This is a genomic window from Paraburkholderia sp. HP33-1 (genome assembly GCF_021390595.1).
Taxonomy (GTDB): domain Bacteria; phylum Pseudomonadota; class Gammaproteobacteria; order Burkholderiales; family Burkholderiaceae; genus Paraburkholderia.
In genome coordinates this window covers 3,149,066-3,174,608 of sequence record NZ_JAJEJR010000001.1, presented here as the reverse complement: position 1 = coordinate 3,174,608, position 25,543 = coordinate 3,149,066, and the positions used below count along the sequence as shown (strand labels likewise).

General features: G+C 60.6%; 37 protein-coding genes. 33 read left to right on the top strand and 4 right to left on the bottom strand.

From position 1 onward, the window contains the following. The 27 genes from rplB to dsbD all read left to right on the top strand — a co-directional run bounded on the left by rplB (position 1) and on the right by dsbD (position 14,991). Positions 1 to 828, top strand: a complete 828-nt coding sequence (gene rplB / locus L0U81_RS14640) for a 50S ribosomal protein L2 (protein WP_018420149.1) — start codon at positions 1 to 3, stop codon at positions 826 to 828. Between the two features lie 10 nt (positions 829 to 838). Next, on the top strand, positions 839 to 1,114 hold the full coding sequence (gene rpsS, locus L0U81_RS14635) for a 30S ribosomal protein S19 (RefSeq protein WP_006998484.1): 276 nt from the start codon (positions 839 to 841) through the stop codon (positions 1,112 to 1,114). A gap of 12 nt (positions 1,115 to 1,126) precedes the next feature. Then, positions 1,127 to 1,456 (top strand): 50S ribosomal protein L22, encoded by a 330-nt coding sequence (rplV, locus tag L0U81_RS14630; RefSeq protein WP_007730533.1) that lies wholly within the window; start codon positions 1,127 to 1,129, stop codon positions 1,454 to 1,456. Between the two features lie 11 nt (positions 1,457 to 1,467). Continuing rightward, positions 1,468 to 2,274 carry a 30S ribosomal protein S3 gene (gene rpsC / locus L0U81_RS14625; protein ID WP_012434570.1) on the top strand — a complete coding sequence of 269 codons (807 nt, stop codon included), beginning with the start codon at positions 1,468 to 1,470 and terminating at the stop codon, positions 2,272 to 2,274. Positions 2,275 to 2,276: 2 nt separating this feature from the next. Continuing rightward, positions 2,277 to 2,693, top strand: a complete 417-nt coding sequence (gene rplP / locus L0U81_RS14620; RefSeq protein ID WP_008923342.1) for a 50S ribosomal protein L16 — start codon at positions 2,277 to 2,279, stop codon at positions 2,691 to 2,693. A 10-nt stretch (positions 2,694 to 2,703) separates the two neighbouring features. After that, positions 2,704 to 2,898 (top strand): 50S ribosomal protein L29, encoded by a 195-nt coding sequence (gene rpmC / locus L0U81_RS14615; protein WP_007180130.1) that lies wholly within the window; start codon positions 2,704 to 2,706, stop codon positions 2,896 to 2,898. Beyond that, a complete protein-coding gene (gene rpsQ, locus L0U81_RS14610) occupies positions 2,895 to 3,167 on the top strand; it encodes a 30S ribosomal protein S17 (protein ID WP_007180129.1) in 273 nt (90 codons plus the stop codon). The genes rpmC and rpsQ overlap by 4 nt, the downstream gene beginning before the upstream one ends. Before the next feature lie 290 nt (positions 3,168 to 3,457). Further along, positions 3,458 to 3,826 (top strand): 50S ribosomal protein L14, encoded by a 369-nt coding sequence (rplN, locus tag L0U81_RS14605; RefSeq protein WP_006998478.1) that lies wholly within the window; start codon positions 3,458 to 3,460, stop codon positions 3,824 to 3,826. A gap of 9 nt (positions 3,827 to 3,835) precedes the next feature. Beyond that, on the top strand, positions 3,836 to 4,144 hold the full coding sequence (gene rplX, locus L0U81_RS14600) for a 50S ribosomal protein L24 (RefSeq protein WP_233803743.1): 309 nt from the start codon (positions 3,836 to 3,838) through the stop codon (positions 4,142 to 4,144). Between the two features lie 16 nt (positions 4,145 to 4,160). Next, the gene (gene rplE / locus L0U81_RS14595) at positions 4,161 to 4,700 is read left to right on the top strand and encodes a 50S ribosomal protein L5 (RefSeq protein ID WP_233803741.1); all 540 of its coding nucleotides are present in this window, start codon (positions 4,161 to 4,163) and stop codon (positions 4,698 to 4,700) included. Between the two features lie 7 nt (positions 4,701 to 4,707). After that, complete coding sequence (gene rpsN / locus L0U81_RS14590; protein ID WP_006052215.1) at positions 4,708 to 5,013, top strand: 30S ribosomal protein S14; 306 nt, start codon at positions 4,708 to 4,710, stop codon at positions 5,011 to 5,013. Positions 5,014 to 5,027: 14 nt separating this feature from the next. Next, on the top strand, positions 5,028 to 5,423 hold the full coding sequence (rpsH, locus tag L0U81_RS14585) for a 30S ribosomal protein S8 (protein ID WP_027199076.1): 396 nt from the start codon (positions 5,028 to 5,030) through the stop codon (positions 5,421 to 5,423). Positions 5,424 to 5,441: 18 nt separating this feature from the next. After that, positions 5,442 to 5,972, top strand: coding sequence for a 50S ribosomal protein L6 (gene rplF, locus L0U81_RS14580; protein ID WP_233803739.1), 531 nt, complete (start codon positions 5,442 to 5,444; stop codon positions 5,970 to 5,972). Positions 5,973 to 5,984: 12 nt separating this feature from the next. Next, positions 5,985 to 6,350: a 50S ribosomal protein L18 gene (gene rplR / locus L0U81_RS14575; RefSeq protein WP_008923336.1), complete on the top strand. Its 366-nt coding sequence runs from the start codon at positions 5,985 to 5,987 to the stop codon at positions 6,348 to 6,350. 14 nt (positions 6,351 to 6,364) lie between these two features. Continuing rightward, on the top strand, positions 6,365 to 6,883 hold the full coding sequence (rpsE, locus tag L0U81_RS14570; RefSeq protein ID WP_007730604.1) for a 30S ribosomal protein S5: 519 nt from the start codon (positions 6,365 to 6,367) through the stop codon (positions 6,881 to 6,883). Positions 6,884 to 6,894: 11 nt separating this feature from the next. Continuing rightward, positions 6,895 to 7,077 (top strand): 50S ribosomal protein L30, encoded by a 183-nt coding sequence (rpmD, locus tag L0U81_RS14565; protein WP_008923335.1) that lies wholly within the window; start codon positions 6,895 to 6,897, stop codon positions 7,075 to 7,077. A gap of 29 nt (positions 7,078 to 7,106) precedes the next feature. Beyond that, a complete protein-coding gene (gene rplO, locus L0U81_RS14560) occupies positions 7,107 to 7,541 on the top strand; it encodes a 50S ribosomal protein L15 (protein WP_008923334.1) in 435 nt (144 codons plus the stop codon). Positions 7,542 to 7,587: 46 nt separating this feature from the next. Further along, positions 7,588 to 8,934 carry a preprotein translocase subunit SecY gene (gene secY / locus L0U81_RS14555; protein ID WP_013090753.1) on the top strand — a complete coding sequence of 449 codons (1,347 nt, stop codon included), beginning with the start codon at positions 7,588 to 7,590 and terminating at the stop codon, positions 8,932 to 8,934. Between the two features lie 8 nt (positions 8,935 to 8,942). Continuing rightward, positions 8,943 to 9,161, top strand: coding sequence for a translation initiation factor IF-1 (infA, locus tag L0U81_RS14550; RefSeq protein ID WP_004521905.1), 219 nt, complete (start codon positions 8,943 to 8,945; stop codon positions 9,159 to 9,161). 20 nt (positions 9,162 to 9,181) lie between these two features. Next, positions 9,182 to 9,298 carry a 50S ribosomal protein L36 gene (gene rpmJ / locus L0U81_RS14545; RefSeq protein ID WP_004199844.1) on the top strand — a complete coding sequence of 39 codons (117 nt, stop codon included), beginning with the start codon at positions 9,182 to 9,184 and terminating at the stop codon, positions 9,296 to 9,298. Positions 9,299 to 9,339: 41 nt separating this feature from the next. Then, the gene (gene rpsM, locus L0U81_RS14540; RefSeq protein WP_008923332.1) at positions 9,340 to 9,705 is read left to right on the top strand and encodes a 30S ribosomal protein S13; all 366 of its coding nucleotides are present in this window, start codon (positions 9,340 to 9,342) and stop codon (positions 9,703 to 9,705) included. Positions 9,706 to 9,733: 28 nt separating this feature from the next. Further along, entirely contained in the window at positions 9,734 to 10,138 is a 405-nt protein-coding gene (rpsK, locus tag L0U81_RS14535) for a 30S ribosomal protein S11 (RefSeq protein WP_006052224.1), read from the top strand. A 149-nt stretch (positions 10,139 to 10,287) separates the two neighbouring features. Next, complete coding sequence (gene rpsD / locus L0U81_RS14530) at positions 10,288 to 10,911, top strand: 30S ribosomal protein S4 (RefSeq protein ID WP_013090752.1); 624 nt, start codon at positions 10,288 to 10,290, stop codon at positions 10,909 to 10,911. A 124-nt stretch (positions 10,912 to 11,035) separates the two neighbouring features. Beyond that, on the top strand, positions 11,036 to 12,013 hold the full coding sequence (locus tag L0U81_RS14525; protein WP_007730697.1) for a DNA-directed RNA polymerase subunit alpha: 978 nt from the start codon (positions 11,036 to 11,038) through the stop codon (positions 12,011 to 12,013). 192 nt (positions 12,014 to 12,205) lie between these two features. Further along, the gene (rplQ, locus tag L0U81_RS14520) at positions 12,206 to 12,598 is read left to right on the top strand and encodes a 50S ribosomal protein L17 (protein WP_008923330.1); all 393 of its coding nucleotides are present in this window, start codon (positions 12,206 to 12,208) and stop codon (positions 12,596 to 12,598) included. 199 nt (positions 12,599 to 12,797) lie between these two features. Then, positions 12,798 to 13,109 carry a divalent-cation tolerance protein CutA gene (cutA, locus tag L0U81_RS14515; RefSeq protein ID WP_233804345.1) on the top strand — a complete coding sequence of 104 codons (312 nt, stop codon included), beginning with the start codon at positions 12,798 to 12,800 and terminating at the stop codon, positions 13,107 to 13,109. Further along, positions 13,102 to 14,991, top strand: a complete 1,890-nt coding sequence (gene dsbD / locus L0U81_RS14510; RefSeq protein ID WP_233803737.1) for a protein-disulfide reductase DsbD — start codon at positions 13,102 to 13,104, stop codon at positions 14,989 to 14,991. Before cutA ends, dsbD begins: the two co-directional genes overlap by 8 nt. Positions 14,992 to 15,117: 126 nt before the next feature. On the opposite strand, the gene hemB is transcribed toward dsbD, so the two are convergent. Then, a complete protein-coding gene (hemB, locus tag L0U81_RS14505) occupies positions 15,118 to 16,116 on the bottom strand; it encodes a porphobilinogen synthase (RefSeq protein WP_233803735.1) in 999 nt (332 codons plus the stop codon). A gap of 278 nt (positions 16,117 to 16,394) precedes the next feature. Continuing rightward, positions 16,395 to 17,057, bottom strand: coding sequence for a ribosome biogenesis GTP-binding protein YihA/YsxC (yihA, locus tag L0U81_RS14500; RefSeq protein ID WP_233803733.1), 663 nt, complete (start codon positions 17,055 to 17,057; stop codon positions 16,395 to 16,397). 220 nt (positions 17,058 to 17,277) lie between these two features. Between yihA and L0U81_RS14495 the strand changes: the two genes are divergently transcribed. The 5 genes from L0U81_RS14495 (at position 17,278) to msrQ (ending at position 23,382) form a co-directional block, all read left to right on the top strand. After that, entirely contained in the window at positions 17,278 to 17,931 is a 654-nt protein-coding gene (locus L0U81_RS14495; protein WP_233803731.1) for a c-type cytochrome, read from the top strand. 118 nt (positions 17,932 to 18,049) lie between these two features. Beyond that, positions 18,050 to 20,260 (top strand): cytochrome c biogenesis protein ResB, encoded by a 2,211-nt coding sequence (locus tag L0U81_RS14490; RefSeq protein WP_233803729.1) that lies wholly within the window; start codon positions 18,050 to 18,052, stop codon positions 20,258 to 20,260. Positions 20,261 to 20,264: 4 nt separating this feature from the next. Beyond that, positions 20,265 to 21,482 (top strand): c-type cytochrome biogenesis protein CcsB, encoded by a 1,218-nt coding sequence (gene ccsB, locus L0U81_RS14485; RefSeq protein WP_233803727.1) that lies wholly within the window; start codon positions 20,265 to 20,267, stop codon positions 21,480 to 21,482. 192 nt (positions 21,483 to 21,674) lie between these two features. After that, positions 21,675 to 22,670: a protein-methionine-sulfoxide reductase catalytic subunit MsrP gene (msrP, locus tag L0U81_RS14480; protein WP_233803725.1), complete on the top strand. Its 996-nt coding sequence runs from the start codon at positions 21,675 to 21,677 to the stop codon at positions 22,668 to 22,670. A 10-nt stretch (positions 22,671 to 22,680) separates the two neighbouring features. Beyond that, positions 22,681 to 23,382 (top strand): protein-methionine-sulfoxide reductase heme-binding subunit MsrQ, encoded by a 702-nt coding sequence (gene msrQ, locus L0U81_RS14475; protein WP_233803723.1) that lies wholly within the window; start codon positions 22,681 to 22,683, stop codon positions 23,380 to 23,382. A 109-nt stretch (positions 23,383 to 23,491) separates the two neighbouring features. Here msrQ and lysA read toward each other — a convergent pair whose 3' ends face one another. Both lysA and lptM read right to left on the bottom strand, forming a co-directional pair. Further along, positions 23,492 to 24,754: a diaminopimelate decarboxylase gene (gene lysA / locus L0U81_RS14470; protein ID WP_233803721.1), complete on the bottom strand. Its 1,263-nt coding sequence runs from the start codon at positions 24,752 to 24,754 to the stop codon at positions 23,492 to 23,494. A 9-nt stretch (positions 24,755 to 24,763) separates the two neighbouring features. Next, entirely contained in the window at positions 24,764 to 25,108 is a 345-nt protein-coding gene (lptM, locus tag L0U81_RS14465; RefSeq protein WP_233803720.1) for an LPS translocon maturation chaperone LptM, read from the bottom strand. Between the two features lie 35 nt (positions 25,109 to 25,143). Here lptM and cyaY point away from each other — a divergent pair, with 35 nt between their 5' ends. Further along, the gene (cyaY, locus tag L0U81_RS14460; RefSeq protein ID WP_233803718.1) at positions 25,144 to 25,464 is read left to right on the top strand and encodes an iron donor protein CyaY; all 321 of its coding nucleotides are present in this window, start codon (positions 25,144 to 25,146) and stop codon (positions 25,462 to 25,464) included. The last annotated feature ends 79 nt before the right edge of the window (positions 25,465 to 25,543 follow it).

Below are 25,543 nucleotides of genomic sequence, written 5' to 3'. Positions count from 1 at the left end.
ATGGCAATCGTGAAAGTTAAGCCGACTTCGCCGGGTCGCCGCGCGATGGTCAAGGTGGTCAACAAGGAACTGCACAAGGGCAAGCCGTTCGCAGCGCTGCTCGATACGCAATCCTCGACCGCCGGCCGTAACAACAACGGTCACATCACCACGCGTCATAAGGGTGGTGGTCACAAGCATCACTATCGTGTCGTCGACTTCCGTCGCACGAAGGATGGTATTCCGGCCAAGGTCGAACGTCTCGAGTACGACCCGAACCGTAGCGCGAACATCGCGCTGGTTCTGTACGCAGACGGCGAGCGCCGCTACATCATCGCTCCGAAGGGTATCACCGTCGGTCAGCAACTGATGTCGGGTTCGGAAGCGCCGATCCGCGCGGGTAACACGCTGCCGATCCGCAACATTCCGGTCGGTACGACGATTCACTGCATCGAAATGCTGCCGGGCAAGGGTGCGCAAATGGCGCGCTCGGCTGGTACGTCGGCAATGCTGCTGGCTCGCGAAGGCATCTACGCGCAGGTTCGTCTGCGTTCGGGCGAAATCCGCCGCGTGCACGTTGAATGCCGCGCGACGATCGGTGAAGTGGGCAACGAAGAGCACAGCCTCCGTCAAATCGGTAAGGCTGGCGCGAACCGCTGGCGCGGTATTCGCCCGACGGTGCGTGGCGTTGCAATGAACCCGGTCGACCACCCGCACGGTGGTGGCGAAGGCAAGACTGCGGCTGGCCGCGATCCGGTGAGCCCGTGGGGCACGCCGACGAAGGGCTATCGCACCCGCAGCAACAAGCGCACGACGAGCATGATCGTCCAGCGCCGTCACAAGCGTTAAGGAGTAGGCAATGGCACGTTCTATTAAGAAAGGTCCGTTCTGCGACGCCCATTTGCTGAAGAAGGTTGAGGCGGCTGCAGCATCGCGTGACAAGAAACCAATCAAGACCTGGTCACGTCGCTCGACGATCCTGCCGGACTTCATCGGCCTGACGATCGCCGTTCACAACGGCCGTCAACACGTTCCGGTGTATGTCACGGAAAACATGGTCGGCCACAAGCTTGGCGAGTTCGCACTGACCCGTACGTTCAAGGGTCACGCGGCCGACAAGAAGGCCAAGAAATAAGGGGCTATCAAGATGGAAGTGAAAGCAATTCATCGCGGTGCCCGCATCTCGGCGCAGAAAACGCGCCTTGTGGCTGACCAGATCCGCGGTTTGCCGGTCGACAAGGCGCTGAACGTTCTGACGTTCTCGCCGAAGAAGGCTGCGGGAATCGTGAAAAAGGTCGTGCTGTCGGCGATCGCGAATGCGGAGCACAACGAAGGCGCCGATATCGACGAGCTCAAGATCACGAGCATCTACGTCGACAAGGCAGCGTCGCTGAAGCGTTTTACCGCGCGCGCTAAAGGCCGCGGTAATCGCATCGAGAAGCAATCCTGTCACATCACTGTGACGGTCGGGAATTAAGGGGTCATACGATGGGACAGAAAATTCATCCGACTGGCTTCCGTTTGGCCGTCAGCCGTAATTGGGCTTCGCGTTGGTACGCGAACAACAACAATTTCGCGGCGATGTTGCAGGAAGACATCGGTGTTCGTGAATACCTGAAGAAGAAGCTGAAGAACGCGTCCGTCGGCCGCGTTGTGATCGAGCGTCCTGCAAAGAACGCACGTATCACGATTTTCAGCTCGCGCCCGGGTGTCGTGATCGGCAAGAAGGGTGAAGACATCGAACTGCTGAAGTCCGAGCTGCAAAAGCGCATGGGCGTTCCGGTTCACGTCAACATCGAAGAAATCCGCAAGCCGGAAACCGACGCGCAACTGATCGCTGATTCGATCACGCAACAGCTCGAGCGTCGGATCATGTTCCGCCGCGCGATGAAGCGTGCGATGCAGAACGCGATGCGTCTGGGTGCTCAAGGCATCAAGATCATGAGCGCCGGCCGTCTGAACGGTATCGAAATCGCTCGTACGGAATGGTATCGCGAAGGTCGCGTGCCGCTTCATACGCTGCGTGCTGATATCGACTACGCAACGTCGGAAGCAAAGACGACGTACGGCATCATCGGCGTGAAGGTGTGGGTCTACAAGGGCGACACGCTCGGCCGCAACGACGCACCGGTGGTCGAAGAAGTCGCCGAAGAAAAGCGTCCGCGCCGCAACGCGCGTCCGGGTGGCGATCGCCGTCCGCGTCGTGATGGTGAAGGTGGTGGCCCGGCAGGTGCACGCCGTGGCGCTCCTCGTCGTGCTGGCGGTGCCGGCGGCGACGGGAAGACTGGAGAATAACGATGCTGCAACCGAAACGCAGAAAGTATCGCAAAGAGCAGAAAGGTCGTAACACCGGCGTTGCTACCCGCGGCAACGCGGTGTCGTTCGGTGAGTTCGGCCTGAAGGCTGTCGGTCGCGGCCGTCTGACCGCGCGCCAGATTGAAGCGGCGCGTCGTGCGATGACGCGTCACATCAAGCGCGGTGGCCGCATCTGGATCCGGATCTTCCCGGACAAGCCGATCTCGACCAAGCCGGCCGAAGTGCGTATGGGTAACGGTAAGGGTAACCCGGAGTACTACGTCGCTGAGATTCAACCGGGCAAGATGCTGTACGAAATGGACGGCGTAACCGAAGAACTGGCGCGCGAAGCGTTCCGTCTGGCTGCAGCGAAGCTGCCGCTGAAGACGACGTTTATCGTGCGTCAGCTCGGCGCCTAAGGAGCAAATGATGAAGGCTTCCGAACTTCACCAGAAAGATCAGGCCGCGCTCAACAAGGAGCTGTCGGACCTGTTGAAGGCGCAATTCGGCCTGCGCATGCAACTCGCGACCCAGCAGCTCACGAACACGAGCCAGCTGAAGAAGGTCCGTCGCGACATCGCACGTGTGCGGACCGTCCTGACTGAGAAGGCGAACCAGAAATGAACGATAGCGTAAAAACCTCGCTCAAGCGGACGCTGGTCGGCAAGGTCGTCAGCAACAAGATGGACAAGACGGTTACCGTGCTGGTCGAGCACCGCGTGAAGCACCCGATCTACGGCAAGTATGTCGTGCGTTCGAAGAAGTATCACGCGCATGACGATGCGAACACGTACAACGAGGGCGACCTCGTGGAAATCCAGGAAACTCGTCCGATTTCGAAGACGAAGGCTTGGGTTGTGGCTCGCCTAGTCGAGGCTGCTCGCGTCATCTAATGTCGCAACGCTGTAGAAGTAGTTGAAATCGCAGTAAGTTTCGCTTGCAAGGCCGGGATTATTTGATATAATCTCGGTCTTCCCTCTTTATGGGAGCCCCGTCGCGGGCGAAGTTGGTGGGGGGAGCGGTTCGGGCGCCAGCCTGTGCCGAAGGATTCACCGGATTGCGATGGCGGGTTTCGTTTGCCGTCGCTGCTGTTCTAACCCAAGCAGCCGATCGGCTGACGGGACCAAGACTGACCGGGGAGCACCATGGTGGTGTGACCGGATTAAGTTGGGAAAGATAAACCATGATCCAGACCGAAACTCGGCTTGAAGTGGCCGACAACACGGGTGCACGTGAAGTCATGTGCATCAAGGTGCTCGGCGGCTCGAAGCGTCGTTATGCCAGCATTGGCGACATCATCAAGGTGACTGTCAAAGAGGCAACGCCGCGCGGGCGCGTGAAGAAAGGCGAAATCTACAACGCCGTGGTGGTTCGCACCGCCAAGGGCGTGCGCCGTCAAGACGGCTCGCTGATCAAGTTCGACGGCAACGCAGCTGTGTTGCTCAACACCAAGCTCGAACCGATCGGTACCCGTATTTTCGGGCCTGTCACGCGCGAGTTGCGTAGCGAACGATTCATGAAGATCGTTTCGCTGGCGCCTGAAGTGCTGTAAGGAGTCGCGATGAACAAGATTCGCAAAGGTGACGAAGTTATCGTCATCACCGGCAAAGATAAGGGCAAGCGTGGCGTAGTGCTGGCTGTTCACGGCGAGACGGCGACTGTCGAGGGCATCAACCTCGTCAAGAAGCACGTCAAGCCGAACCCGATGAAGGGTACGACGGGCGGTGTGGAAGCCAAGACGATGCCGCTGCAAATTTCGAACGTCGCATTGGTGGACGCGAATGGCAAGCCATCGCGTGTAGGCATCAAGGTCGAAGGGGAAAAGAAGGTTCGTTTCCTCAAGACGACCGGTGCCGTACTGAGCGCCTGACGCTGCGGAGTAAAAAATGGCTCGTTTGCAAGAGTTTTACAAAGAGAAGGTTGTACCCGGCCTCGTCGAGAAGTTCGGTTACAAGTCCGTGATGGAAGTGCCGCGCATCACCAAGATCACCCTGAACATGGGCCTTGGCGAAGCGATCGCTGACAAGAAGATCATCGAAAACGCCGTTGGCGATCTGACGAAGATCGCAGGTCAGAAGCCGGTGATCACGAAGGCACGCAAGGCAATCGCTGGCTTCAAGATCCGTCAGGGCTATCCGATCGGTGCAATGGTCACGCTGCGTGGCCAGGCAATGTACGAATTCCTCGACCGTTTCGTGACGGTTGCGCTCCCCCGCGTGCGCGACTTCCGTGGCGTGTCGGGCAAGGCGTTCGATGGTCGCGGCAACTACAACATCGGTGTGAAAGAGCAGATTATTTTCCCCGAAATCGACTACGACAAGATCGACGCACTGCGTGGGCTGAACATCAGCATCACGACGACTGCGAAGACTGACGACGAAGCAAAGGCTCTGCTCGCCGGCTTCAAGTTCCCGTTCAGAAACTGAGGTTACCGTGGCTAAACTGGCACTGATCGAACGTGAAAAGAAGCGTGCTCGCCTCGCTGCTAAGTACGCTCCCAAGCGTGCGGAGTTGAAGGCGATCATTGGCGATATGAGCAAGTCGGACGAAGAGCACTACGCCGCACGTCTGGAACTGCAACAACTGCCGCGCAACTCCAATCCGACTCGTAAGCGCAACCGTTGCGCAATTACCGGTCGTCCGCGCGGCACGTTCCGTAAATTCGGGCTGGCGCGTAACAAGATTCGTGAAATCGCGTTCCGCGGCGAGATCCCTGGCCTGACCAAGGCGAGCTGGTAATAGGAGAAACATAAATGAGCATGAGTGATCCTATCGCCGATATGCTGACTCGCATCCGCAATGCGCAGATGGTTGAGAAGGTTTCGGTGACTATGCCCTCGTCGAAAGTCAAGATTGCGATTGCGCAGGTCCTGAAGGACGAAGGTTATATCGACGATTTCGCAGTGAAGTCCGAAGGTGCGAAGTCGGAATTGAACATCGTGTTGAAGTATTACGCTGGCCGTCCGGTCATCGAGCGCATCGAACGCGTCTCGAAGCCTGGTCTGCGTGTGTACCGCGGCCGTAACGACATCCCTGTGGTCATGAATGGCCTGGGCGTGGCAATCGTGTCGACGCCGAAGGGCGTGATGACGGACCGCAAGGCACGTGCAACGGGCGTTGGCGGCGAAGTCATCTGCTACGTCGCTTAAGGCCGAAAGGAGAGAAACATGTCTCGAGTAGGTAAGAGCCCGATCGTGCTGCAAGGCGCGGAAGTGGCCCTGAGCGGCGAAAGCATCACTGTCAAGGGTCCGCTGGGTACGATTTCGCAGGCTGCCAACAGCCTCGTGAAAGTGGTGAACGACAACGGCACGCTGAAGTTTGAGCCGGTCGACGAAAGCCGCGAAGCGAATGCGATGTCGGGCACGATGCGCGCACTGGTTGCGAACATGGTGCATGGCGTGACGAAGGGTTTCGAGCGCAAGCTGACGCTGGTTGGCGTTGGTTACCGCGCGCAAGCGCAAGGCGACAAGCTGAATCTGTCGCTGGGTTTCTCGCACCCGGTGGTGCACCAGATGCCGGCTGGCGTCAAGGCAGAAACCCCGTCGCAAACCGAAATCGTGATCAAGGGGATCAACAAGCAACAAGTCGGTCAAGTAGCTGCAGAAGTGCGCGGCTACCGTCCGCCGGAGCCCTACAAGGGCAAGGGCGTGCGCTATGCCGATGAGGTTGTGATCCTCAAAGAAACGAAGAAGAAGTAAGGGTGCGCAATCATGGATAAGACTCAATCTCGCCTGCGCCGCGCTCGTCAGACGCGTATCAAGATCGCTGAGCTGCAGGTCGCGCGTCTCGCCGTGCATCGCACGAACACGCACATCTATGCGCAAGTGTTCTCGCCGTGCGGCACCAAGGTGCTCGCCAGCGCGTCGACGCTCGAAGCCGAAGTGCGTGCGCAACTGGCCGATCAGTCGGGCAAGGGCGGCAACGTTGCTGCTGCAACCCTGATCGGCAAGCGCATTGCAGAAAAGGCTAAGGCTGCCGGCATCGAATCCGTCGCCTTCGACCGTTCGGGTTTCCGTTACCACGGCCGCGTGAAAGCGCTGGCTGATGCGGCGCGCGAAGCCGGACTCAAGTTCTAAGGGAAGAATTCGTCATGGCAAAGATGCAAGCTAAAGTTCAGGCTGACGAACGCGACGACGGCCTTCGTGAAAAGATGATCTCGGTCAACCGCGTGACCAAGGTCGTGAAGGGTGGCCGTATTCTCGGCTTCGCTGCACTGACCGTGGTTGGCGACGGTGATGGCCGCGTCGGTATGGGCAAGGGCAAGGCGAAGGAAGTGCCGGTCGCTGTCCAGAAGGCGATGGAACAGGCTCGCCGCAACATGTTCAAGGTGCCGTTGAAGAATGGTACGCTGCAACACGAAGTGCACGGTAAGCACGGCGCCTCGACGGTCCTCCTCGCTCCGGCGAAGGACGGTACCGGCGTGATCGCAGGCGGCCCGATGCGCGCAGTGTTCGACGTGATGGGCGTGCAGAACGTCGTGGCCAAGAGCCACGGTTCGACGAATCCGTACAACCTCGTTCGTGCGACGCTCGACGGTCTGCGCAAGCAGTCCACGCCGGCCGACATCGCTGCGAAGCGTGGCAAGTCCGTCGAAGACATTCTGGGCTAAAGGTGGACACCATGTCTGATAAAACTGTCAAGGTCCAGCTCGTCAAGAGCCTGATCGGCACCCGTGAATCGCACCGTGCAACGGTGCGTGGCTTGGGCCTGCGCCGACTCAACTCGGTTAGCGAGTTGCAGGACACGCCGGCTGTGCGCGGCATGATCAACAAGGTTTCGTACCTCGTTAAGGTCATCAGCTAAGCGGCTGACCAGGACTCAAGGAGTTGATAATGGAATTGAATAACCTGAAGCCGGCTGAAGGCGCGAAGCACGCAAAGCGTCGCGTTGGTCGCGGCATCGGCTCCGGCCTCGGCAAGACCGCTGGCCGTGGTCACAAGGGTCAGAAGTCGCGTTCGGGCGGCTTTCACAAGGTTGGCTTCGAAGGCGGTCAAATGCCGCTGCAACGTCGCCTGCCGAAGCGTGGCTTCACCTCGCTGACGAAGGAATTCGTCGGTGAAGTGCGTCTCTCGGATATCGAGAAGCTGCCGGTCGACGAAATCGATCTGCTGGCTCTCAAGCAAGCCGGCCTGGTCGGCGAGCTGATCCGTAGCGCCAAGATCATTGCAACGGGCGAGCTCAAGCGCAAGGTCGTTGTGAAGGGTCTCGGTGCAACGAAGAGCGCACGCGCTGCTATCGAAGCGGCCGGTGGCTCTTTCGCCGAGTAACGCGCAAGTTATTTGCCGTCACTAGCACTTGCATCGGAGAAGGTACTTGGCTAACAGTCCGAGCCTCGCAAAACCCGGTCGCAGCGCGGCGAAGTTTGGCGATCTGCGTCGGCGAGCAGTATTCCTGCTGCTGGCGCTGGTCGTCTACCGCATCGGCGCGCACATTCCGGTGCCGGGTATCGACCCGGACCAACTGGCGAAGTTGTTCCAGAGCCAGTCGGGCGGCATCCTTGGCATGTTCAACATGTTTTCGGGTGGCGCACTTTCGCGGTTCACGATTTTCGCGCTTGGGATCATGCCGTACATTTCGGCGTCGATCATCATGCAGTTGCTGGCGATTGTATCGCCGCAGCTCGAAGCGCTGAAAAAAGAAGGGCAGGCAGGTCAGCGGAAGATTACGCAGTACACGCGGATCTTCACGGTTGTGCTGGCGACGTTCCAGGCGTTCGGTATCGCCGTCGCACTGGAAAATCAGCCGGGCCTCGTGATTGATCCGGGGATGGTGTTCCGGTTGACGACGGTCGTAACGCTGGTGACTGGCACGATGTTCCTGATGTGGCTGGGTGAGCAGATCACGGAGCGCGGGCTTGGCAACGGTATCTCGATCATCATTTTTGGCGGTATTGCAGCGGGTTTCCCGAATGCAATCGGTGGTCTCTTTGAACTGGTGCGAACTGGCTCGATGAGCATCATCTCGGCGATTATCGTCGTCGCGCTGATTGCTGCTGTGACGTATCTGGTGGTGTTCATCGAACGCGGCCAGCGCAAGATTCTTGTGAATTACGCCAAGAGGCAGGTGGGCAACAAGATTTACGGCGGCCAGTCTTCGCATTTGCCGCTGAAGCTGAACATGTCGGGTGTGATTCCGCCGATCTTCGCGTCGTCGATCATTCTCTTCCCGGCAACTATCCTGAACTGGTTCAGTTCGGGTTCGCGTACCAGCTGGTTCGCAGACACGTTGCACAACGTGGCCGAAGCCCTGAAGCCCGGTCAACCTGTGTACGTGTTGCTGTACGCGTTGGCGATCGTCTTCTTCTGCTTCTTCTACACCGCACTGGTGTTCAACAGCAGAGAAACGGCCGACAACCTGAAAAAGAGTGGCGCTTTCGTCCCTGGCATCCGCCCGGGCGATCAGACGGCGCGATATATCGACCGCATCCTCACGCGTCTGACGCTGGCCGGTGCGATCTACATCGTGTTCGTTTGCCTGCTGCCCGAATTTCTGGTGCTGCGCTGGAACGTGCCGTTTTATTTTGGTGGAACGTCGCTGCTGATCATTGTCGTCGTCACAATGGATTTCATGGCGCAGGTGCAGTCGTACGTTATGTCGCAACAGTATGAATCGCTGCTGAAGAAAGCTAATTTCAAAGGCGGCGGCGTCCCGATGCGTTGAAAGGACTTATGGCCAAAGACGATGTTATCCAGATGCAGGGCGAAGTAATTGAGAACCTGCCTAACGCTACCTTCAGGGTAAAGCTGGAAAACGGCCATGTCGTGTTGGGACACATATCCGGCAAGATGCGGATGCACTACATCCGGATTCTGCCGGGCGACAAGGTGACGGTTGAATTGACGCCTTACGATCTGTCGCGTGCGCGGATCGTGTTCCGGGCGAAGTGATTTGAAAAAAGGGTAATATCATGAAAGTGATGGCATCGGTTAAGCGCATTTGCCGCAATTGCAAGATCATCAAGCGCAAAGGCGTTGTGCGCGTGATTTGCAGCTCTGATCCGCGCCACAAACAGCGTCAAGGCTGAACGCCGCGCTTTTGCTTGCGCTTTTTGTTTGAGGAAAAACAATGGCTCGTATCGCAGGGGTTAACATCCCGAATCACCAGCATACTGAAATCGGCCTGACGGCTATTTACGGTATCGGTCGCACGCGCTCGCGCGACATTTGCGTCGCTGCTGGTGTGGCATTTTCGAAGAAGGTCAAAGACCTGACTGACGCAGACCTCGAAAAGCTGCGTGAAGAAGTCGGCAAGTTCATCGTGGAAGGCGATCTGCGCCGTGAAACGACGATGAACATCAAGCGCCTGATGGATCTCGGCTGCTATCGTGGCGTGCGGCATCGTAAGGGTCTCCCCCTGCGCGGCCAGCGTACGCGTACGAATGCCCGTACGCGCAAGGGTCCGCGTCGTGCAGCGCAATCGCTGAAGAAGTAAGCGGAACTGACAGTTACAGGAAAACGTAATGGCTAAGGCTTCGAACAACTCCGCGGCGCAACGCGTTCGCAAGAAGGTCAAGAAGAACGTCGCCGAGGGCGTGGTTCACGTTCACGCGTCGTTCAACAACACCATCATCACGATCACCGATCGTCAAGGCAACGCGCTTGCTTGGGCAACGTCGGGTGGTCAGGGCTTCAAGGGTTCGCGTAAGTCGACCCCGTTTGCAGCTCAGGTCGCAGCTGAATCGGCTGGCCGCGTGGCGATGGAATACGGCGTGAAGAACCTCGAAGTGCGGATCAAGGGCCCCGGTCCTGGCCGTGAATCGGCGGTGCGCGCGCTGCATGGTCTTGGCATCAAGATCACCGCGATCTCCGACGTGACGCCGGTCCCGCACAACGGCTGCCGTCCGCCGAAGCGTCGCCGTATCTAAGACGCTGGTTTTGCGAGCGAGCCTGTTGCCGCCTTGCGCGGCGGCGGGCTGCGCGCGTTATTGAATTGACTAAGCCCACCGTTCGAGCCAAAGGGTTCGGACTAGCGCGAGTGGAAGCATTCGCGTGATAAATCACAGAAGGAATCAACGTGGCACGTTATATCGGCCCCAAGGCCAAGCTGTCCCGCCGAGAAGGCACCGACCTCTTCCTGAAGAGCGCCCGTCGTTCGCTCGCTGACAAGTGCAAGCTTGACAGCAAGCCGGGCCAGCACGGCCGTACCTCGGGCGCACGTACGTCCGACTATGGCACGCAGCTGCGCGAAAAACAAAAAGTGAAGCGTATCTACGGTGTCCTCGAGCGCCAGTTCCGTCGCTACTTCGCTGAAGCGGACCGCCTGAAGGGCAACACGGGTGAAAACCTGCTGCAACTGCTTGAGTCGCGTCTGGACAACGTCGTGTATCGCATGGGCTTCGGCTCGACGCGCGCTGAAGCACGTCAGCTTGTGGGCCACAAGGCGATCACGGTGAACGGCGTCGTGACGAACATCCCGTCGATGCAAGTGAAGGCTGGCGACGTCGTCGCCGTGCGCGAACAGAAGCGCAAGCAGGCTCGTATTATCGAAGCCCTGTCGCTCGCTGAACAAGGCGGTATGCCGAGTTGGGTCGCGGTCGACGCGAAGAAGTTCGAAGGTACCTTCAAGCAGAAGCCGGAGCGCAGCGACATCGCTGGCGACATCAACGAAAGCCTGATCGTCGAATTGTATTCGCGGTAATCGGATTGATGGCCGGGGCACCCCGATTGCGTTGCGCAAGGGGGCGTCTCGGCTGTTTATTTTCAGGTTGTGACCGGTCAGCCTTATCGGTGTAACGAGCCGAGGGTATTGAAAAGGAAAACCTATGCAAACCAGTTTGTTGAAGCCCAAGATCATCGCAGTTGAATCGCTTGGCGAGAGCCACGCGAAAGTGGTCATGGAACCGTTTGAACGCGGTTATGGCCATACCTTGGGTAACGCGCTTCGGCGCGTGCTGTTGTCGTCGATGGTGGGCTACGCGCCGACCGAAGTGACGATTGCAGGCGTCGTGCATGAGTATTCGACGCTCGACGGTGTGCAAGAGGATGTGGTCAACCTGTTGTTGAACCTGAAGGGCGTCGTCTTCAAGCTGCATAACCGTGACGAAGTCACGGTTACGCTCCGCAAGGAAGGCGAAGGCGTGGTCACCGCCGGCGATATCGAACTCGCACACGATTGCGAGGTCATCAACCCGGATCACGTGATTGCGCATCTGTCGAAGGGCGGCAAGCTCGACGTGCAGATCAAGGTCGAAAAGGGCCGGGGCTATGTACCGGGCAACGTGCGTCGTTACGGCGAAGAGTCGGCCAAGATCATCGGCCGTATCGTGCTGGACGCATCGTTCTCGCCGGTTCGTCGCGTGAGCTACGCGGTTGAAAGTGCTCGTGTCGAGCAGCGCACCGACCTCGACAAGCTCGTGATGAACATCGAAACCAACGGTGTGATTTCGCCGGAGGAAGCGATCCGTCAATCGGCGCGTATTCTGGTCGATCAGCTGTCGGTGTTTGCGGCGCTGGAAGGTACCGAAGCAGCGGCCGAAGCGCCGTCGCGCGCACCGCAGATTGATCCGATCCTGCTGCGCCCGGTCGACGATCTCGAACTGACGGTTCGTTCCGCGAACTGCCTGAAGGCCGAGAACATCTACTACATCGGCGACCTGATCCAGCGCACCGAGAATGAGCTGCTCAAGACGCCGAATCTGGGCCGCAAGTCGCTGAACGAGATCAAGGAAGTTCTGGCGTCGCGTGGTCTGACGCTCGGCATGAAGCTCGAAAACTGGCCGCCGGCTGGTCTCGACAAGTAAGCCGGCAAGTCGGTCGGGTTTAACCCGCGATTTGTACCGCTGTACTGTACTGGCAAAGACGCGGATTTTCCTTTAAAATCCGCGTCTTGTCTTTTTTCACTACCGGCCCGTGCGCTCACTGTGTGCTGCTGATCTGGGCAGAGCGAGTGCGATAGAAGAGCTGGACCAAAACTTTGAACTGAAGGAATTAACATGCGTCACCGTCATGGTCTGCGGAAACTGAACCGCACGAGCAGCCACCGTCTGGCAATGCTCCGTAACATGTCTAACTCGCTGATCGAGCACGAAGTCATCAAGACTACGCTGCCGAAGGCGAAGGAACTCCGTAAAGTCGTCGAGCCGCTGATCACGCTCGGCAAGAAGCCGTCGCTGGCAAACCGTCGTTTGGCGTTCAACCGTCTTCGCGATCGTGACTCGGTCACGAAGCTGTTCGAAGTCCTCGGCCCGCGCTACGCAACCCGTCCGGGCGGCTACCTGCGCGTGCTGAAGTTCGGCTTCCGCGTTGGCGACAACGCGCCGATGGCACTGGTCGAACTGCTCGACCGTCCGGAAGTTGAAGAAACTGAAGTGCAAGAAGCTGAGTAAGTTTCTTAGCTTCGACAAAAAGCCAGGCGCATCGCCTGGCTTTTTTGTTTTCGGCGGCAGATTCTTCATGGACGGCGAAGCCAAACCGCAGTGGCCAAATGCCGCGTGGCGCTCTGCGGGGCGGCAGGGCCAAGTGATACGATATCGGGATCGAAATCCTGCGTCGCCGGAGTTTTATGTGAGCGCGAATGTGACCTTGATGTTGACGACGGTGCCAGATGCGGCCGTCGCTCAAAAGCTCGCCGCTGACGCGCTTGCGGCGCGCCTTTGCGCGTGCGTCACGCAGCTAGGTACCGTGCAGTCGAGCTATCACTGGCAGGGCGCGATCGAAGCCGCGCAGGAAATCCAACTGCTGTTCAAGACGAGCGCTGTCCGCGCGCTCGAGCTCGAGCAATTCATTCAGGCGCATCATCCCTACGACACGCCAGAAATCCTTTCATGGCAAGCGACGGCCTCTCCCGCGTATGGCCAGTGGATCACTGCTGAAACCCAACGTCCTCTTCATGTTTAACGGTCTCGACCGGCGTGCACGCGCTGCGATGCGCACCGTATTCTTTCTGCTCGGCTGCGTGCTCCTCGCACAGTTCGGCACGTTCGCGCGCGCCGCGGATGACTTCCTCGACCCTGCCGTCGCGTTCAGGTTCAGCGCGACCGAGCAGCCCGGCGAAGTCGTCGTGACGTACAAGATCGCGGACGGTTACTACATGTACCGCGAACGCTTCGCGTTCGCGACCCGCAACGGCACGGCGACGGTTGGCGAGCCGCAACTGCCGGCCGGTCACGTGAAGTTCGATCAGACTTTCAATAAGAACGTCGAGACCTACCGCCACGAATTGACGATCCGCATTCCGGTCAAGCAGGCTGCCGGACCCTTCGATCTCGCGGTCACGTCGCAGGGTTGCGCCGACGCCGGCATCTGCTATCCGCCGATGGAGCGCGTGTACCACGTGAGCGGTGAGGCATTGCAACCGGCCGGCAGCGCAGTAGCGACCCTAGCCGCCCCAGCCGCGCAACAATCTACCTCCATCGACGACGAACCCTGGTACGAACGCGCGACCAGCGCCGACTACGCGCAGTCGTTGCTGCAGCGTGGTGGCTTCTTCGCGATCGTCGGGCTTTATTTCGTCGCGGGGGCGATTCTGAGCCTGCTGCCGTGCTCGTACCCGATGATCCCGATCCTGTCGGCGATCATCATCGGTGAGGGCCCGAGCGTGACGCGTGGGCGTGGTTTCGCGCTGTCGCTCGCGTATGTGATCGGGATGGCGCTCGTGTATACGGTGTTGGGCGTCATGGCGGCGCTCGTTGGGCAGAGTCTCGGCGCGTGGCTTCAAAATCCATGGGTGCTCGGCGCGTTCGGCGGGCTTCTGACGATTTTCGCGCTGCTGCTGATCGCCGGTGTGGATATCGAACTGTCGCCGCGCTGGCGCGATCGCATGTCGAGCGCGTCAACGGGCGGCTCGGGCGGCAAATTTACCGCGGTCGCCGTGATGGGCGCGCTGTCGGCGTTGGTGGTCGGCGCCTGCATGACCGCGCCACTTTTTGCGGTGCTCGCGTTCATCGCGCATACAGGCAATGCGGTGCTCGGCGGCGCGGCGCTGTTCTCGATGGGCATCGGACTCGGTGTGCCGCTGCTGATCATCGGCCTTGGCGCGGGCACGCTGCTGCCGCGCGCGGGCAAGTGGATGGACAGCGTGAAGGTGTTCTTTGGTGTCGTGCTGCTCGCGGCCGCGCTGTGGATCGTCTGGCCCGTGCTCGGCGGGGCGGCGTCGATGCTGTTGAGCGCGCTTTGGCTACTGATCGCTGCAGTTACGCTCGGCCTGTTTTCCTCATCGGTTGCGGGCGGCTCGGTATGGCGCCGGTTCGGCCGGGCGGTCGGCGTCGTGATGGCTGTCTGGGCTGCCGCGCTTCTAGTGGGCCTCGCGGCGGGTTCGTCGGATCCACTGCGGCCGCTGGCGGTGCTCGCAGAGCGCGCCGGCAATCACGCGACCGTCGCGAATGACGGCTCGAACGCGGCCGCAACGCTGTCACAAAGCGATCTGACGTTCGCCCCGGTACGTTCGTCGGATCAGCTCGACCAGGCCGTCAAAACGGCCGCACAGCCTGCCATGCTCGATTTTTACGCGGACTGGTGCGTGAGCTGCAAGGAAATGGAGAAATTCACGTTCAGCGACCCGCGCGTTCAGGCGAAGCTGAAGCAGATGAGTCTGCTGCGCGCCGACGTCACCGCGAACAATACCGACGACCAGGCGCTGCTCAAGCGCTTCAACCTGTTCGGCCCGCCAGGGATTATTTTCTTCGATCAAGGCGGCAAGGAAGTCTTGCGAGTGGTTGGCTACGAATCGGCGGATAAATTCCTGCGTACGCTGGACCGGGCGAGGGCGTCGGGGGTGTAATCGAACGCCGTTGGGTGTTGCCAGGCCGCAGTGGCGAAAACGACCAGCATAAAAAAACGGAGGCGAAACCCTAGGGTTCCCCTCCGTTTTTTATTTCAACAGGCGCGCGCAAAACCGCGCGCCGGCTCACTTCTGCGAACGCAGAATCCGCGCGGCATCGAGCGCGAAATACGTCAGCACGCCATCCGCGCCGGCACGCTTGAACGCGAGCAGCGATTCCATCATGACCTTGTCGTGATCGAGCCAGCCGTTCTGTGCGGCGGCTTTCAGCATCGCGTATTCGCCGCTCACCTGGTACACGTACGTCGGGAACTGGAACTCGTCCTTCACGCGACGCACGATGTCCAGATACGGCATGCCCGGCTTGACCATTACCATGTCCGCGCCTTCGTTGATGTCGGCCTGCACTTCGCGCAGCGCCTCATTCGAATTAGCCGGGTCCATCTGGTAGGTCATCTTGTTGCTTTTGCCGAGGTTCGTCGCGGAACCGACGGCATCGCGGAACGGGCCGTAGAACGCTGAAGCGTACTTAGCCGCATACGCCATGATGCGCGTGTGAATGTGGTCCTCGCTCTCGAGCATTTCGCGGATCGCGCCGATGCGGCCGTCCATCATGTCCGACGGCGCGACGATGTCGACACCGGCTTCCGCCTGCACTCGGGCCTGATCGACGAGGATCTCGACCGTCTCGTCGTTGCGCACGTAGCCGGTCTCGTCGAGCACACCGTCCTGGCCGTGGCTCGTGTACGGATCGAGCGCGACGTCGGTGAGCACGCCGAGCTCCGGGAAATTCTTCTTCAGCTCACGCACCGCGCGCGGAATCAGGCCCGCCGGGTTGGCGGCCTCGCGCCCTTCGGGGGTTTTCAGTGAGGGCTCGATCGCGGGGAATAGCGACAAAACCGGCACGCCCAGATCGACGCATTGCTCGGCGACACCCATCAGCAGATCAACCGACACGCGCTCGACACCCGGCATCGAAGGCACGGCCTGTCGCACATTGATGCCTTCGACGATGAATACGGGGTAAATCAGATCGTTGGTAGTGAGGATATTTTCCCGCATCAGGCGACGCGAGAAGTCGTCACGGCGCATGCGGCGCGGACGGTGGTGCGGGTAGAAGCTCATATCGAATCGAAGATCGTGGATGGGTGGAGTGGACAAATAGCACCTGGCTCCGCTCCCGGAAACTTTTCGAGACAATGGTATATCATACCGATCGAGCAAGGCGCCTGGCGCTGACCTCCCCGCTTCTCCTCCCTGAGCGGGTGCCTGTCGTTTTTCGATTAGGCTGTTTGACCCGCCGTTCTAGCGGCGGGTTTTTTTATGTGCGGCCGCAAACACGCTTTGATGCGTGCTTTAACGGCATCTCACGCGCGCGGCAGGATTCTGGCACCGATAGACGCTTACCCGGCGGCCGGCGCTTCGCCTGTTTCCCCCGCCGCCTGCGGGATCAACCAGCTCTCGATCAGCTCGTGCGCTTCGTCGAGCCCCGTCCGTTTGAGCGCCGAAAACAGCTGCGCGGTCAGCTCACCGCGATAGCCGGCGGCGCGATATTCGGCCAGTCCCTTCTGCGCGGTGCGCAACGCGTTCGTGCTTTCCTGGCGCGTCAATTTGTCGCATTTGGTGAGCAGCGTATGGATCGGCTTGCCGGTCGGCGCGAACCACTCGATCATCCGTCGATCGAGTTCCGTCAGCGGGCGGCGCGAATCCATCATCAGGATCATGCCGCGCAGTTGCGAGCGCGATTGCAGATACGTGGATAGCAGCGCTTCCCAGTGCGCCTTCGCCGCGCCCGGCACTTCCGCATAACCGTAGCCCGGCAGGTCGACCAGATAAGCGGTCGGCTCATCTGCCTTGCCAACCGAAAAATAATTGATGTGCTGCGTACGGCCTGGCGTCTTACTCGCGAACGCAAGTCGCTTCTGATTGCAAAGCACGTTGATCGCGGTCGACTTGCCCGCGTTCGAGCGTCCCGCGAAAGCGATCTCGGGCTGCGCGGTAGCAGGCAGGTCACGCAGATGATTGACGGTGGTGAAGAAGCGGGATTCGTGGAGCAGGAAGGGCATGGTGGAAGCCAGATTGGAGACGCCGCGGAGCCCACAGCGGGAGCGGGGTCAAGCCCGACTGGCGTCTAAGCGATTAGCGAGTTATTGTACAATACGACGGTTTACTGGAAACCTTAGGAGGCCGCCCCACGTGCCTTGGCGGCTCCTGGTGGTCATTCGGTCGCCGTCGTCGTACTTTGCAGAACCTCTAAAATCCCACAAGACGAGACAGGGTGTGCGAATGAATCGACTGAGCAAGACTCTGATGGTGCTTCATGTAGCGGCAGGTCTTTCAGGTTTGGCAATTCAGGCACGAGCAGCAGATCCGGCAAAGCCGGACATCAATCGGGGGCAGGCAATCGCGGTACAGGTATGCGCGTCATGTCATGGGGCAGACGGCAACAGTGCCGGCGGCGCATATCCGAAGCTGGCGGGCCAGCATCCTGAGTATCTCGTCAAGCAGCTCAGAGATTTCAAGACACAACCGGGCGCGAAACAGCCTGCGCGCAACAATGCGATCATGGCGGGCATGGCCGCCGCGCTTTCCGATCAGGACATGATCAACGTCGCGGCTTATTTCTCGACGCAGACGCCGAAGCCCGGCTATGCGCACAACAAGAACACCGTCGCGCTGGGTCAACAGATCTATCGCGGTGGAATTGCAGACCGCGGCGTGCCGGCCTGCGCGAGCTGCCACGGGCCCGCGGGGCAGGGCATTCCGATCCAGTTTCCGCGCCTGTCCGGGCAGTGGGCCGAGTATTCGGTGACGCAGTTGGGCGCGTTCACGCAAGGTCCGGGCGCTCGCAATAACAACGACGCGATGCATGCGATAGCATCGCGTCTGTCGGACAACGAAATCAAAGCGGTTGCCGACTACATCGCGGGGCTGCATTAAGCGGTTCGCACGCGCGAATCCAACCGGCCCGACGAGGCCGTTGAAAAACAAGAAAAGGGTGAGGGTGTCGTGGTTACGACAGCCCTTCACCCTTTTTTGCTGTTCAGTCGGAGTTTGAATGAGCGTCACCACGTCGGGTCTGCAGTCGAAGTCGGGCAATCGCGTCATGCGCAGCACCATCGAGCTCCTGAGCTCGATGCGTTTCGCCATTGCGCTGCTCGTGATTCTGTCGATTGCCAGCATCATCGGTACCGTCCTCACGCAGGACGATCCGTATCCCAACTACGTCAACCAGTTCGGTCCGTTCTGGGCCGATATCTTCCGTGCGCTGAGCCTCTACACGGTGTACAGCTCGTGGTGGTTCATGCTGATCCTCGGCTTCCTGATGGTGTCGGTGTCACTGTGCGTGATCCGCAATGCGCCGAAGATGCTCGCCGACGCGAAGAGCTGGAAGGACAAGGTGCGCGAAGGCAGCCTGCGCGCGTTCCATCACAAGGGTGAGTTCGCGGTGCACGGCACGCGCGCGCAGACCGCGACCGTGCTCGCCAAACTGTCGGGGAAGCTCGGCTACAAGTTCGTCACGCGCGAGTCGGACGGCGCCACGCTGATCGCCGCGAAGCGTGGCGCGCTGACGAGGTTCGGCTACATCTCCGCGCACCTCGCGATTGTCGTGATCTGTCTCGGCGGCCTGCTCGACAGTAATTTGCCGATCAAACTGCAGATGTGGCTGTTCGACAAGTCGCCGATCCGCTCGAATACGATCATCAACGACATTCCGCCCGAGCATCGTCTGTCGCAGTCGAACCCGACGTTCCGTGGCTACGCATGGGTGCCGGAAGGGGAGCATGTGTCGACGGCGATCCTGAACCAGCCAGACGGTTCGCTGATCCAGGACCTGCCGTTTTCGATCGAGCTGAACAAGTTCATCGTTGATTACTACTCGACCGGCATGCCGAAGCTGTTCGCGAGCGACATCGTCGTGATCGACCACAAGACCGGCGCGCGCGTGCCGGCGCGGGTCGAAGTCAACAAGCCGTTCGAATACGACGGCGTGTCGATTTATCAGTCGAGCTTCCAGGACGGCGGCTCGCAAATGCAGATGACGGCGTACCCGATGTCCGGCCCGAGCGCGAAGACCGCGCCGTTCGGCGGCACGATCGGCGGCAGCGCGCCGTTGAGCTCGGCCACGCCGCTCGCCGGCGGCCAGACCGTCGAATTCACCGACTTCCGCGCGATCAACGTCGAGAACATCTCGAACGGCAATGGCCAGAACGATGCGCGCGGCGTCGCCGCGCAGCACTCGCTGAAGGAAGCCCTCGACGAGCGCCTCGGCTCCGGCGCGAAGACCTCGAAGCCGCTCGATCTGCACAACGTCGGTCCGTCGGTGCAGTACAAGATTCGCGGCAAGGACGGCCAGGCGCGCGAGTACAACAACTACATGCTGCCGGTCGATGTGAACGGCGAGAAGATGTTCCTCGCCGGCATGCGCATGAATCCCGACGACCCGTTCCGCTACTTGCGCATTCCCGCCGACAGCGGCGGCACGCTCAAGGAATGGATGAACCTGCGCGCCACGCTCGAAGACCCGAACCAGCGTGCCATCGCCGCTCATCAGTTCGCGCAGCGCTCGGTGCCGGGCTCGAATGCGGAGTTGCAGCAGCATCTGGAGGAAAGTGCCTTGCGGGTGCTGACCCTTTTTGCGGGCGTCGACCGCAACATGAAGATGCCGAATGAAGAAACGCTCGGCGGCTTCCAGGCGATCGCCGGTTTTATCGACCATTCAGTGCCGAAAGACGAGCAGGAAAAGGCCGCGAGCCTGTTGTTGCGCATGCTCGAAGGCGCGACGTGGGATCTGTGGCAGCTTTCGCGCCAGCAGCTCGGCGAGCCCGCCGCGCCGGCCAACGCAGACACGAGCCGCTTCATCCAGAGTTCGCTCAATGCGATATCCGACAGCTTTCTGTATGGATCGCCGGTCTATTTGCAGCTTGACTCATTCAAGCAGGTGCAAGCTTCGGTATTTCAGTTGACACGCGCACCGGGCAAAAAAGTCGTGTATCTTGGCAGCCTGCTTCTCGTATTCGGCATCTTTTCGATGTTCTACGTCCGCGAACGGCGCCTGTGGTTCTGGCTCAAGGATACGGACCACGGCACGAGCGTCGTGATGGCGATGTCGAGCGCGCGCAAGACGCTAGACTTCGAGAAGGAGTTCGTCCAGACGCGCGACGCCGTGAGCGCCGCACTGGGCGCGAAACTCATCGAAGCAGCCGATGCCACCCCGGCCGCTCAGGCCGCCGCATCGTCGGCAAGCTCAAAGGATTCGACCCGGTAAGATCATGGACTTGACTCAGGTTTCCTCCTCCTCTTCTTCTCCGTCTGCTTCGCGCGCCGACAAGGCGTTTGCGAACAGCACGCCCGAACTCCCGCTCTACGACGAGCGGCCGTTCCTGAAACGGCTCGGGATCGTCGACTGGCTGTTCGCGCTCGCGCTCGTCGGGGGCGCCGGGTTCGCGCTGTCGCGCTATTACCCGTTCATGAACTACTACGACAAACTGGTGCTGGTGTGCTCGGTGCCGGTTTTCGTTGTGCTCGGCTGGCGCTGGAAGCCGGTGCGTCCGCTGATGGCGGGGATCGCCGCGCTGTCGCTGCTCGCGATCCAGATCTACCAGGGGGATCTGAGCCGCGCCGACAACGCGTTTTTCCTCAAGTATTTCCTGTCGAGCCAGTCCGCGATCCTGTGGATGAGCGCGCTGTTCGTGTTCGCGACCGTGTTCTACTGGATCGCGCTGCTGTCGCGCTCGCCGACCGGCGCCGCAATCGGCTCGAAGATGACGTGGGCGGCGGTGCTGATGGGCTTTGTCGGCATGATGGTGCGCTGGTACGAGTCGTACCTGATCGGCGCGGACGTCGGCCATATTCCCATTTCGAACCTCTATGAAGTGTTCGTGCTGTTCAGCCTGATCACTGCGCTGTTCTATCTGTACTACGAGCAGCACTACAACACGCGTGCGCTAGGCGCGTTCGTGTTGCTCGTGATCAGCGCAGCCGTCGGTTTCCTGATGTGGTACTCGGTCTCGCGCGACGCGCAGCAGATCCAGCCGCTCGTGCCGGCGCTGCAAAGCTGGTGGATGAAGATTCACGTGCCGGCGAACTTCATCGGCTATGGCAGCTTCGCGCTGTCGGCGATGGTCGGCGTCGCGTATCTGGCGAAGGAGCGCGGCGTGCTGGCCGATCGTCTGCCGGCGCTCGACGTGCTCGACGACGTGATGTACAAGTCGATCGCGGTCGGCTTCGCGTTTTTCACGATCGCGACGATTCTCGGCGCGCTGTGGGCCGCCGAAGCGTGGGGTGGCTACTGGAGCTGGGATCCGAAGGAGACGTGGGCGCTGATCGTCTGGCTGAACTACGCGGCCTGGCTGCACATGCGTCTGATGAAGGGCCTGCGCGGCGCGGTCGCCGCATGGTGGGCGTTGACCGGCCTGCTCGTCACGACCTTCGCGTTTCTCGGCGTGAACATGTTCCTGTCGGGATTGCATAGCTACGGCAAGCTGTAAGATCCGCCGCGCTGAACCGACTAAGAACCGCCGTGTGCTTTGCACCGGCGGTTTTTTATGGCCGATGGAATATTCATTGCATCGCGGTGTTTGCTGATTGAGTACCTCAGGATGACAGACGCCCCCAAACGGGCGATCATCAACATGGCTCTGCAACGCGCACGACGAGGCGGGCCGGCAAGGAGCAGCACGATGTGGATCAAGCGAAGCGACAGAATCCAACTGACCGGCGATGACATCGCGCGCAGCGAAATCACGCCGCGGCACGTGTTCGAGAACCGCCGACGCATCCTGCAGGCCGCGGGCGCCGTGGCGCTCGGCAGCCTGATCGGCGTGAGCGGCGAGGCGCTCGCCACGTACTCGTCGCCAGATCCGAAAGCGCAGAAGCTCGCGGCGAAAACCAACACCAGGTTCGTCGCGCTCGACAAGATCACGCCGTACAAGGACATTACCAGCTACAACAATTTCTACGAGTTCGGCACCGGCAAATCCGACCCCGCGCAGAACGCGGGCACGTTGCGGCCGCGTCCGTGGAAGGTGAGCGTCGAAGGCGAGATCAAGAATCCGAAGGTTTACGACATCGACGACCTGCTGAAGCTCGCGCCGCTCGAGGAGCGTGTGTACCGGCATCGCTGCGTCGAAGGTTGGTCGATCGTGGTGCCGTGGATCGGCGTCTCATTGTCGGAGCTGATCAAACGCGTCGAGCCGACCGGCAACGCGAAGTACGTGCAGTTCATCACGCTCGCCGATCCGTCGCAGATGCCCGGATTGTCGGCGCCCATACTCGACTGGCCCTACTCCGAAGGCCTGCGGATGGACGAAGCGATGCATCCGCTGACGCTGCTGACGATGGGCCTCTACGGCCAGGTGCTGCCGAATCAGAACGGCGCGCCGGTGCGTGTCGTGGTGCCGTGGAAGTACGGTTTCAAGAGCGCGAAATCGCTGGTGAAAATCCGCTTCGTCGAGAAGCAGCCGTCGACGAGCTGGAACACGTACGCGTCGAACGAATACGGGTTCTATTCGAACGTGAATCCGAACGTCGATCATCCGCGCTGGAGTCAGGCCACCGAGCGACGCATCGGCGAGGACGGCTTTTTCACGCCAAAACGCAAGACGTTGATGTTCAATGGCTACGCCGATCAGGTCGCGTCGCTTTATCAAGGCATGGACCTGAAGAAGAACTTCTGAGGCGCACGCGATGGCTTCCGACACGCAATCTGTCACCCGGAACGAGCCAGCGGCACGGCGCGCGACGTCGGTGTCGGCGGCGAAGCCGCGTTCCGCTGGTGGCGCGCGCTGGGTGGTACCGGCGAAAGTCGTGGTCTTCATCGCGGCGCTGTACCCGCTCGCACGCATAGTGCTGTTCGGCGTGACCGACCGGCTCGGCGCGAATCCGATCGAGTTCATTACGCGCTCGACGGGTCTGTGGACACTCGTGTTCCTGTGCATCACGCTCACGGTGACGCCGCTGCGCCGTCTGACCGGTGTCGCCGCGTTGGTGCGGTTCCGGCGCATGCTCGGGCTCTACACGTTCTTCTATGCCACGCTGCATTTCACCACGTACCTGTGGTTCGACAAGTGGTTCGATGTCGCGGAGATTCTGAAGGACATCGGCAAGCGGCCGTTCATCACGGTGGGCTTCGCCGCGTTCGTGCTGCTGATCGCGCTTGCGGTCACGTCGCCGCGCGCGATGGTGCGCAAGCTGGGGCGCCGCTGGCAGACACTGCATCGCGCGATCTATGTGATCGGCGTGCTCGCGATTCTGCATTTCTGGTGGATGAAGGCGGGCAAGCACGATCTGCTGCTGCCAAAGATTTACGGCGCGGTGATGATCGCGTTGCTGGGGTGGCGGCTGGTGGTGTGGATACGCGAGCGGAGAATGGGAACGCGGCGACGGTGAGCGAGGGATGTCCGCGTTACGCCGCTGCAAAGAAAAATGGCGATGCCACGGTGGCATCGCCATTTTTGTTGCTGCGTCCGACCGAGGGGTCTGTCGGAGGTACTGACGTTTACGCCGGCAGAATCGTTTCACCGGCAAACAGCTGCTTGACCTCTTCGCGCGCGCGAACTACATGCGCCTGTGTACCATCCACCATCACTTCGGCGGCGCGCGCACGGGTGTTGTAGTTCGAGCTCATCACGAAGCCGTACGCGCCGGCCGAGCGAATCGCCAGCAGATCGCCGGGTTCGACCGCGAGCAGGCGTTCGCGGCCGAGCCAGTCGCCGCTTTCGCAGACCGGGCCGACCACGTCGTACACGTGCGCGGGCACGTCGCGCTTCACGACCGGCTCGATGGCGTGATACGCGTCGTACATCGCGGGGCGTGCGAGATCGGTCATCGCCGCGTCGACGATCGCGAAGTTCTTGTCCTCGCCCGGCTTCAGAAACTCGAGACGCGTGAGCAGCACGCCCGCATTGCCGACCAGCGAGCGGCCCGGCTCGAAATAGACTTCGCGGTGACCGTGGCCGCGCGCTTCGATTCGATCGAGCACCGTGCGCACGAACTCGCCAATTTCCGGCGGCGTTTCGTCGTCGTAGGTGATGCCGAGACCGCCGCCGACGTCGATATGGCGAATCGTCACTCCGTCCTGCTCGATCTGCTCGACGAGTTCCAGCACCTTGTCGATCGCGTCGAGATAGGGCGCGACTTCGGTGATCTGCGAGCCGATATGGCAGTCGATGCCGACCACCTCGAGATTCGCCATCGCCGCGGCCGCCTGGTAGGTGGCGCGTGCATCCTCGAACGCGACGCCGAACTTGTTCGTCTTCAGGCCGGTGGAAATGTACGGATGCGTTTTCGCATCGACGTCGGGATTCACGCGCAGCGACACCGGCGCCTTCTTGCCCATCTCGCCGGCCACCGCGTTGAGGCGGTCGAGCTCGGGAATCGATTCGACGTTGAAGCATTTGACGCCGGCCGCGAGCGCGTCGCGCATTTCGCTCGCCTGCTTGCCGACGCCCGAAAACACGGTGTTTTCCGCTTTGCCGCCGGCCGCGAGCACGCGCGCGAGCTCGCCGCCCGACACGATGTCGAAGCCCGCGCCGAGACGCGCGAACACGTTCAGCACCGCGAGATTGCTGTTGGCCTTGACGGCCACGTGCACGCTCGCGCGACGCCCGGCGCAAGCACCCGCATAGGCGTTCCACGCAGCGGTGAGTGCGGCGCGCGAATAGACGTACAACGGCGTGCCGAACTGCTCGGCGAGGGAAACGGCGGACACGCCTTCGGCGTGCAATACGCCGTCGACGTAGTCAAATGCGGATCGAGTCATGCGAAAGTCTTATTGAACGGACGGGACGGCAGAGGCGGGCAGCGGCACTGCGGGAGCCGATGCCGCCGAAGCGGGCGGTGTCGTGAGTTGCTCTTCGGGGGCAAGCGTGAGCGGCGTGCCCGAGGTGTTCGGGATCGAGCCCATGCCGGCCGCGTTGCCGCTAGCCGGTTGCGTCTGATCGGTCGACGGTGTTTGCGTGCGGTTAGCCGGCGGGGCAGGCAGCGGCGGTACGGTCGGCAGATAGAGCGAGCCGCGTTGGCCGCAGCCGGTGAGCGCACAACCTGCGAAAATGGCTAAAACCGCTACAATCGCGCGGCCGGGTGCTGCCGCGCGCATCCGAGTTACGACTCGCATGACTGTCCCTGAATAAATAATCGATGGAGTTTAGCATGTCCGATAGTGATTACCTGACCCGTGCGGAAGCCGTGCTGGCCGCCATCGAGAGCGCGCTAGACGACATCGACGCCGACATCGAGCTCGAGCGCAGCGGCAACGTTCTGACTCTCGAATTCGAGAACCGCACGAAGATCATCGTCAACCTTCAGCCGCCAATGAGCGAGATCTGGATCGCGGCGAAGGCCGGTGGTTTCCACTTCCGTTTCGTCGATGGTGAATGGCGCGATACGCGCAGCGGTTCGGAGTTTTTCGCAGCCCTGTCGCAGTATGCGACGCAGCAGGCCGGTGAGCCGGTGCGGATCACCGCGCAATAAGCTCGAAGCGCTCTCAAAACAGAACCGCCGCGTATCGAACGCGGCGGTTTTTCTTTTCTAACGGGACATCGACGCGGCC

Coding starts and splice junctions, on each gene's coding strand:
- rplB (WP_018420149.1), top strand. CDS start 1: ATGGCAATCGTGAAAGTTAAGCCGACTTCGCCGGGTCGCCGCGCGATG.
- rpsS (WP_006998484.1), top strand. CDS start 839: ATGGCACGTTCTATTAAGAAAGGTCCGTTCTGCGACGCCCATTTGCTG.
- rplV (WP_007730533.1), top strand. CDS start 1,127: ATGGAAGTGAAAGCAATTCATCGCGGTGCCCGCATCTCGGCGCAGAAA.
- rpsC (WP_012434570.1), top strand. CDS start 1,468: ATGGGACAGAAAATTCATCCGACTGGCTTCCGTTTGGCCGTCAGCCGT.
- rplP (WP_008923342.1), top strand. CDS start 2,277: ATGCTGCAACCGAAACGCAGAAAGTATCGCAAAGAGCAGAAAGGTCGT.
- rpmC (WP_007180130.1), top strand. CDS start 2,704: ATGAAGGCTTCCGAACTTCACCAGAAAGATCAGGCCGCGCTCAACAAG.
- rpsQ (WP_007180129.1), top strand. CDS start 2,895: ATGAACGATAGCGTAAAAACCTCGCTCAAGCGGACGCTGGTCGGCAAG.
- rplN (WP_006998478.1), top strand. CDS start 3,458: ATGATCCAGACCGAAACTCGGCTTGAAGTGGCCGACAACACGGGTGCA.
- rplX (WP_233803743.1), top strand. CDS start 3,836: ATGAACAAGATTCGCAAAGGTGACGAAGTTATCGTCATCACCGGCAAA.
- rplE (WP_233803741.1), top strand. CDS start 4,161: ATGGCTCGTTTGCAAGAGTTTTACAAAGAGAAGGTTGTACCCGGCCTC.
- rpsH (WP_027199076.1), top strand. CDS start 5,028: ATGAGCATGAGTGATCCTATCGCCGATATGCTGACTCGCATCCGCAAT.
- rplF (WP_233803739.1), top strand. CDS start 5,442: ATGTCTCGAGTAGGTAAGAGCCCGATCGTGCTGCAAGGCGCGGAAGTG.
- rplR (WP_008923336.1), top strand. CDS start 5,985: ATGGATAAGACTCAATCTCGCCTGCGCCGCGCTCGTCAGACGCGTATC.
- rpsE (WP_007730604.1), top strand. CDS start 6,365: ATGGCAAAGATGCAAGCTAAAGTTCAGGCTGACGAACGCGACGACGGC.
- rpmD (WP_008923335.1), top strand. CDS start 6,895: ATGTCTGATAAAACTGTCAAGGTCCAGCTCGTCAAGAGCCTGATCGGC.
- rplO (WP_008923334.1), top strand. CDS start 7,107: ATGGAATTGAATAACCTGAAGCCGGCTGAAGGCGCGAAGCACGCAAAG.
- infA (WP_004521905.1), top strand. CDS start 8,943: ATGGCCAAAGACGATGTTATCCAGATGCAGGGCGAAGTAATTGAGAAC.
- rpmJ (WP_004199844.1), top strand. CDS start 9,182: ATGAAAGTGATGGCATCGGTTAAGCGCATTTGCCGCAATTGCAAGATC.
- rpsM (WP_008923332.1), top strand. CDS start 9,340: ATGGCTCGTATCGCAGGGGTTAACATCCCGAATCACCAGCATACTGAA.
- rpsK (WP_006052224.1), top strand. CDS start 9,734: ATGGCTAAGGCTTCGAACAACTCCGCGGCGCAACGCGTTCGCAAGAAG.
- L0U81_RS14525 (WP_007730697.1), top strand. CDS start 11,036: ATGCAAACCAGTTTGTTGAAGCCCAAGATCATCGCAGTTGAATCGCTT.
- rplQ (WP_008923330.1), top strand. CDS start 12,206: ATGCGTCACCGTCATGGTCTGCGGAAACTGAACCGCACGAGCAGCCAC.
- cutA (WP_233804345.1), top strand. CDS start 12,798: ATGTTGACGACGGTGCCAGATGCGGCCGTCGCTCAAAAGCTCGCCGCT.
- dsbD (WP_233803737.1), top strand. CDS start 13,102: ATGTTTAACGGTCTCGACCGGCGTGCACGCGCTGCGATGCGCACCGTA.
- hemB (WP_233803735.1), bottom strand. CDS start 16,116: ATGAGCTTCTACCCGCACCACCGTCCGCGCCGCATGCGCCGTGACGAC.
- yihA (WP_233803733.1), bottom strand. CDS start 17,057: ATGCCCTTCCTGCTCCACGAATCCCGCTTCTTCACCACCGTCAATCAT.
- L0U81_RS14495 (WP_233803731.1), top strand. CDS start 17,278: ATGAATCGACTGAGCAAGACTCTGATGGTGCTTCATGTAGCGGCAGGT.
- L0U81_RS14490 (WP_233803729.1), top strand. CDS start 18,050: ATGAGCGTCACCACGTCGGGTCTGCAGTCGAAGTCGGGCAATCGCGTC.
- ccsB (WP_233803727.1), top strand. CDS start 20,265: ATGGACTTGACTCAGGTTTCCTCCTCCTCTTCTTCTCCGTCTGCTTCG.
- msrP (WP_233803725.1), top strand. CDS start 21,675: ATGTGGATCAAGCGAAGCGACAGAATCCAACTGACCGGCGATGACATC.
- msrQ (WP_233803723.1), top strand. CDS start 22,681: ATGGCTTCCGACACGCAATCTGTCACCCGGAACGAGCCAGCGGCACGG.
- lysA (WP_233803721.1), bottom strand. CDS start 24,754: ATGACTCGATCCGCATTTGACTACGTCGACGGCGTATTGCACGCCGAA.
- lptM (WP_233803720.1), bottom strand. CDS start 25,108: ATGCGAGTCGTAACTCGGATGCGCGCGGCAGCACCCGGCCGCGCGATT.
- cyaY (WP_233803718.1), top strand. CDS start 25,144: ATGTCCGATAGTGATTACCTGACCCGTGCGGAAGCCGTGCTGGCCGCC.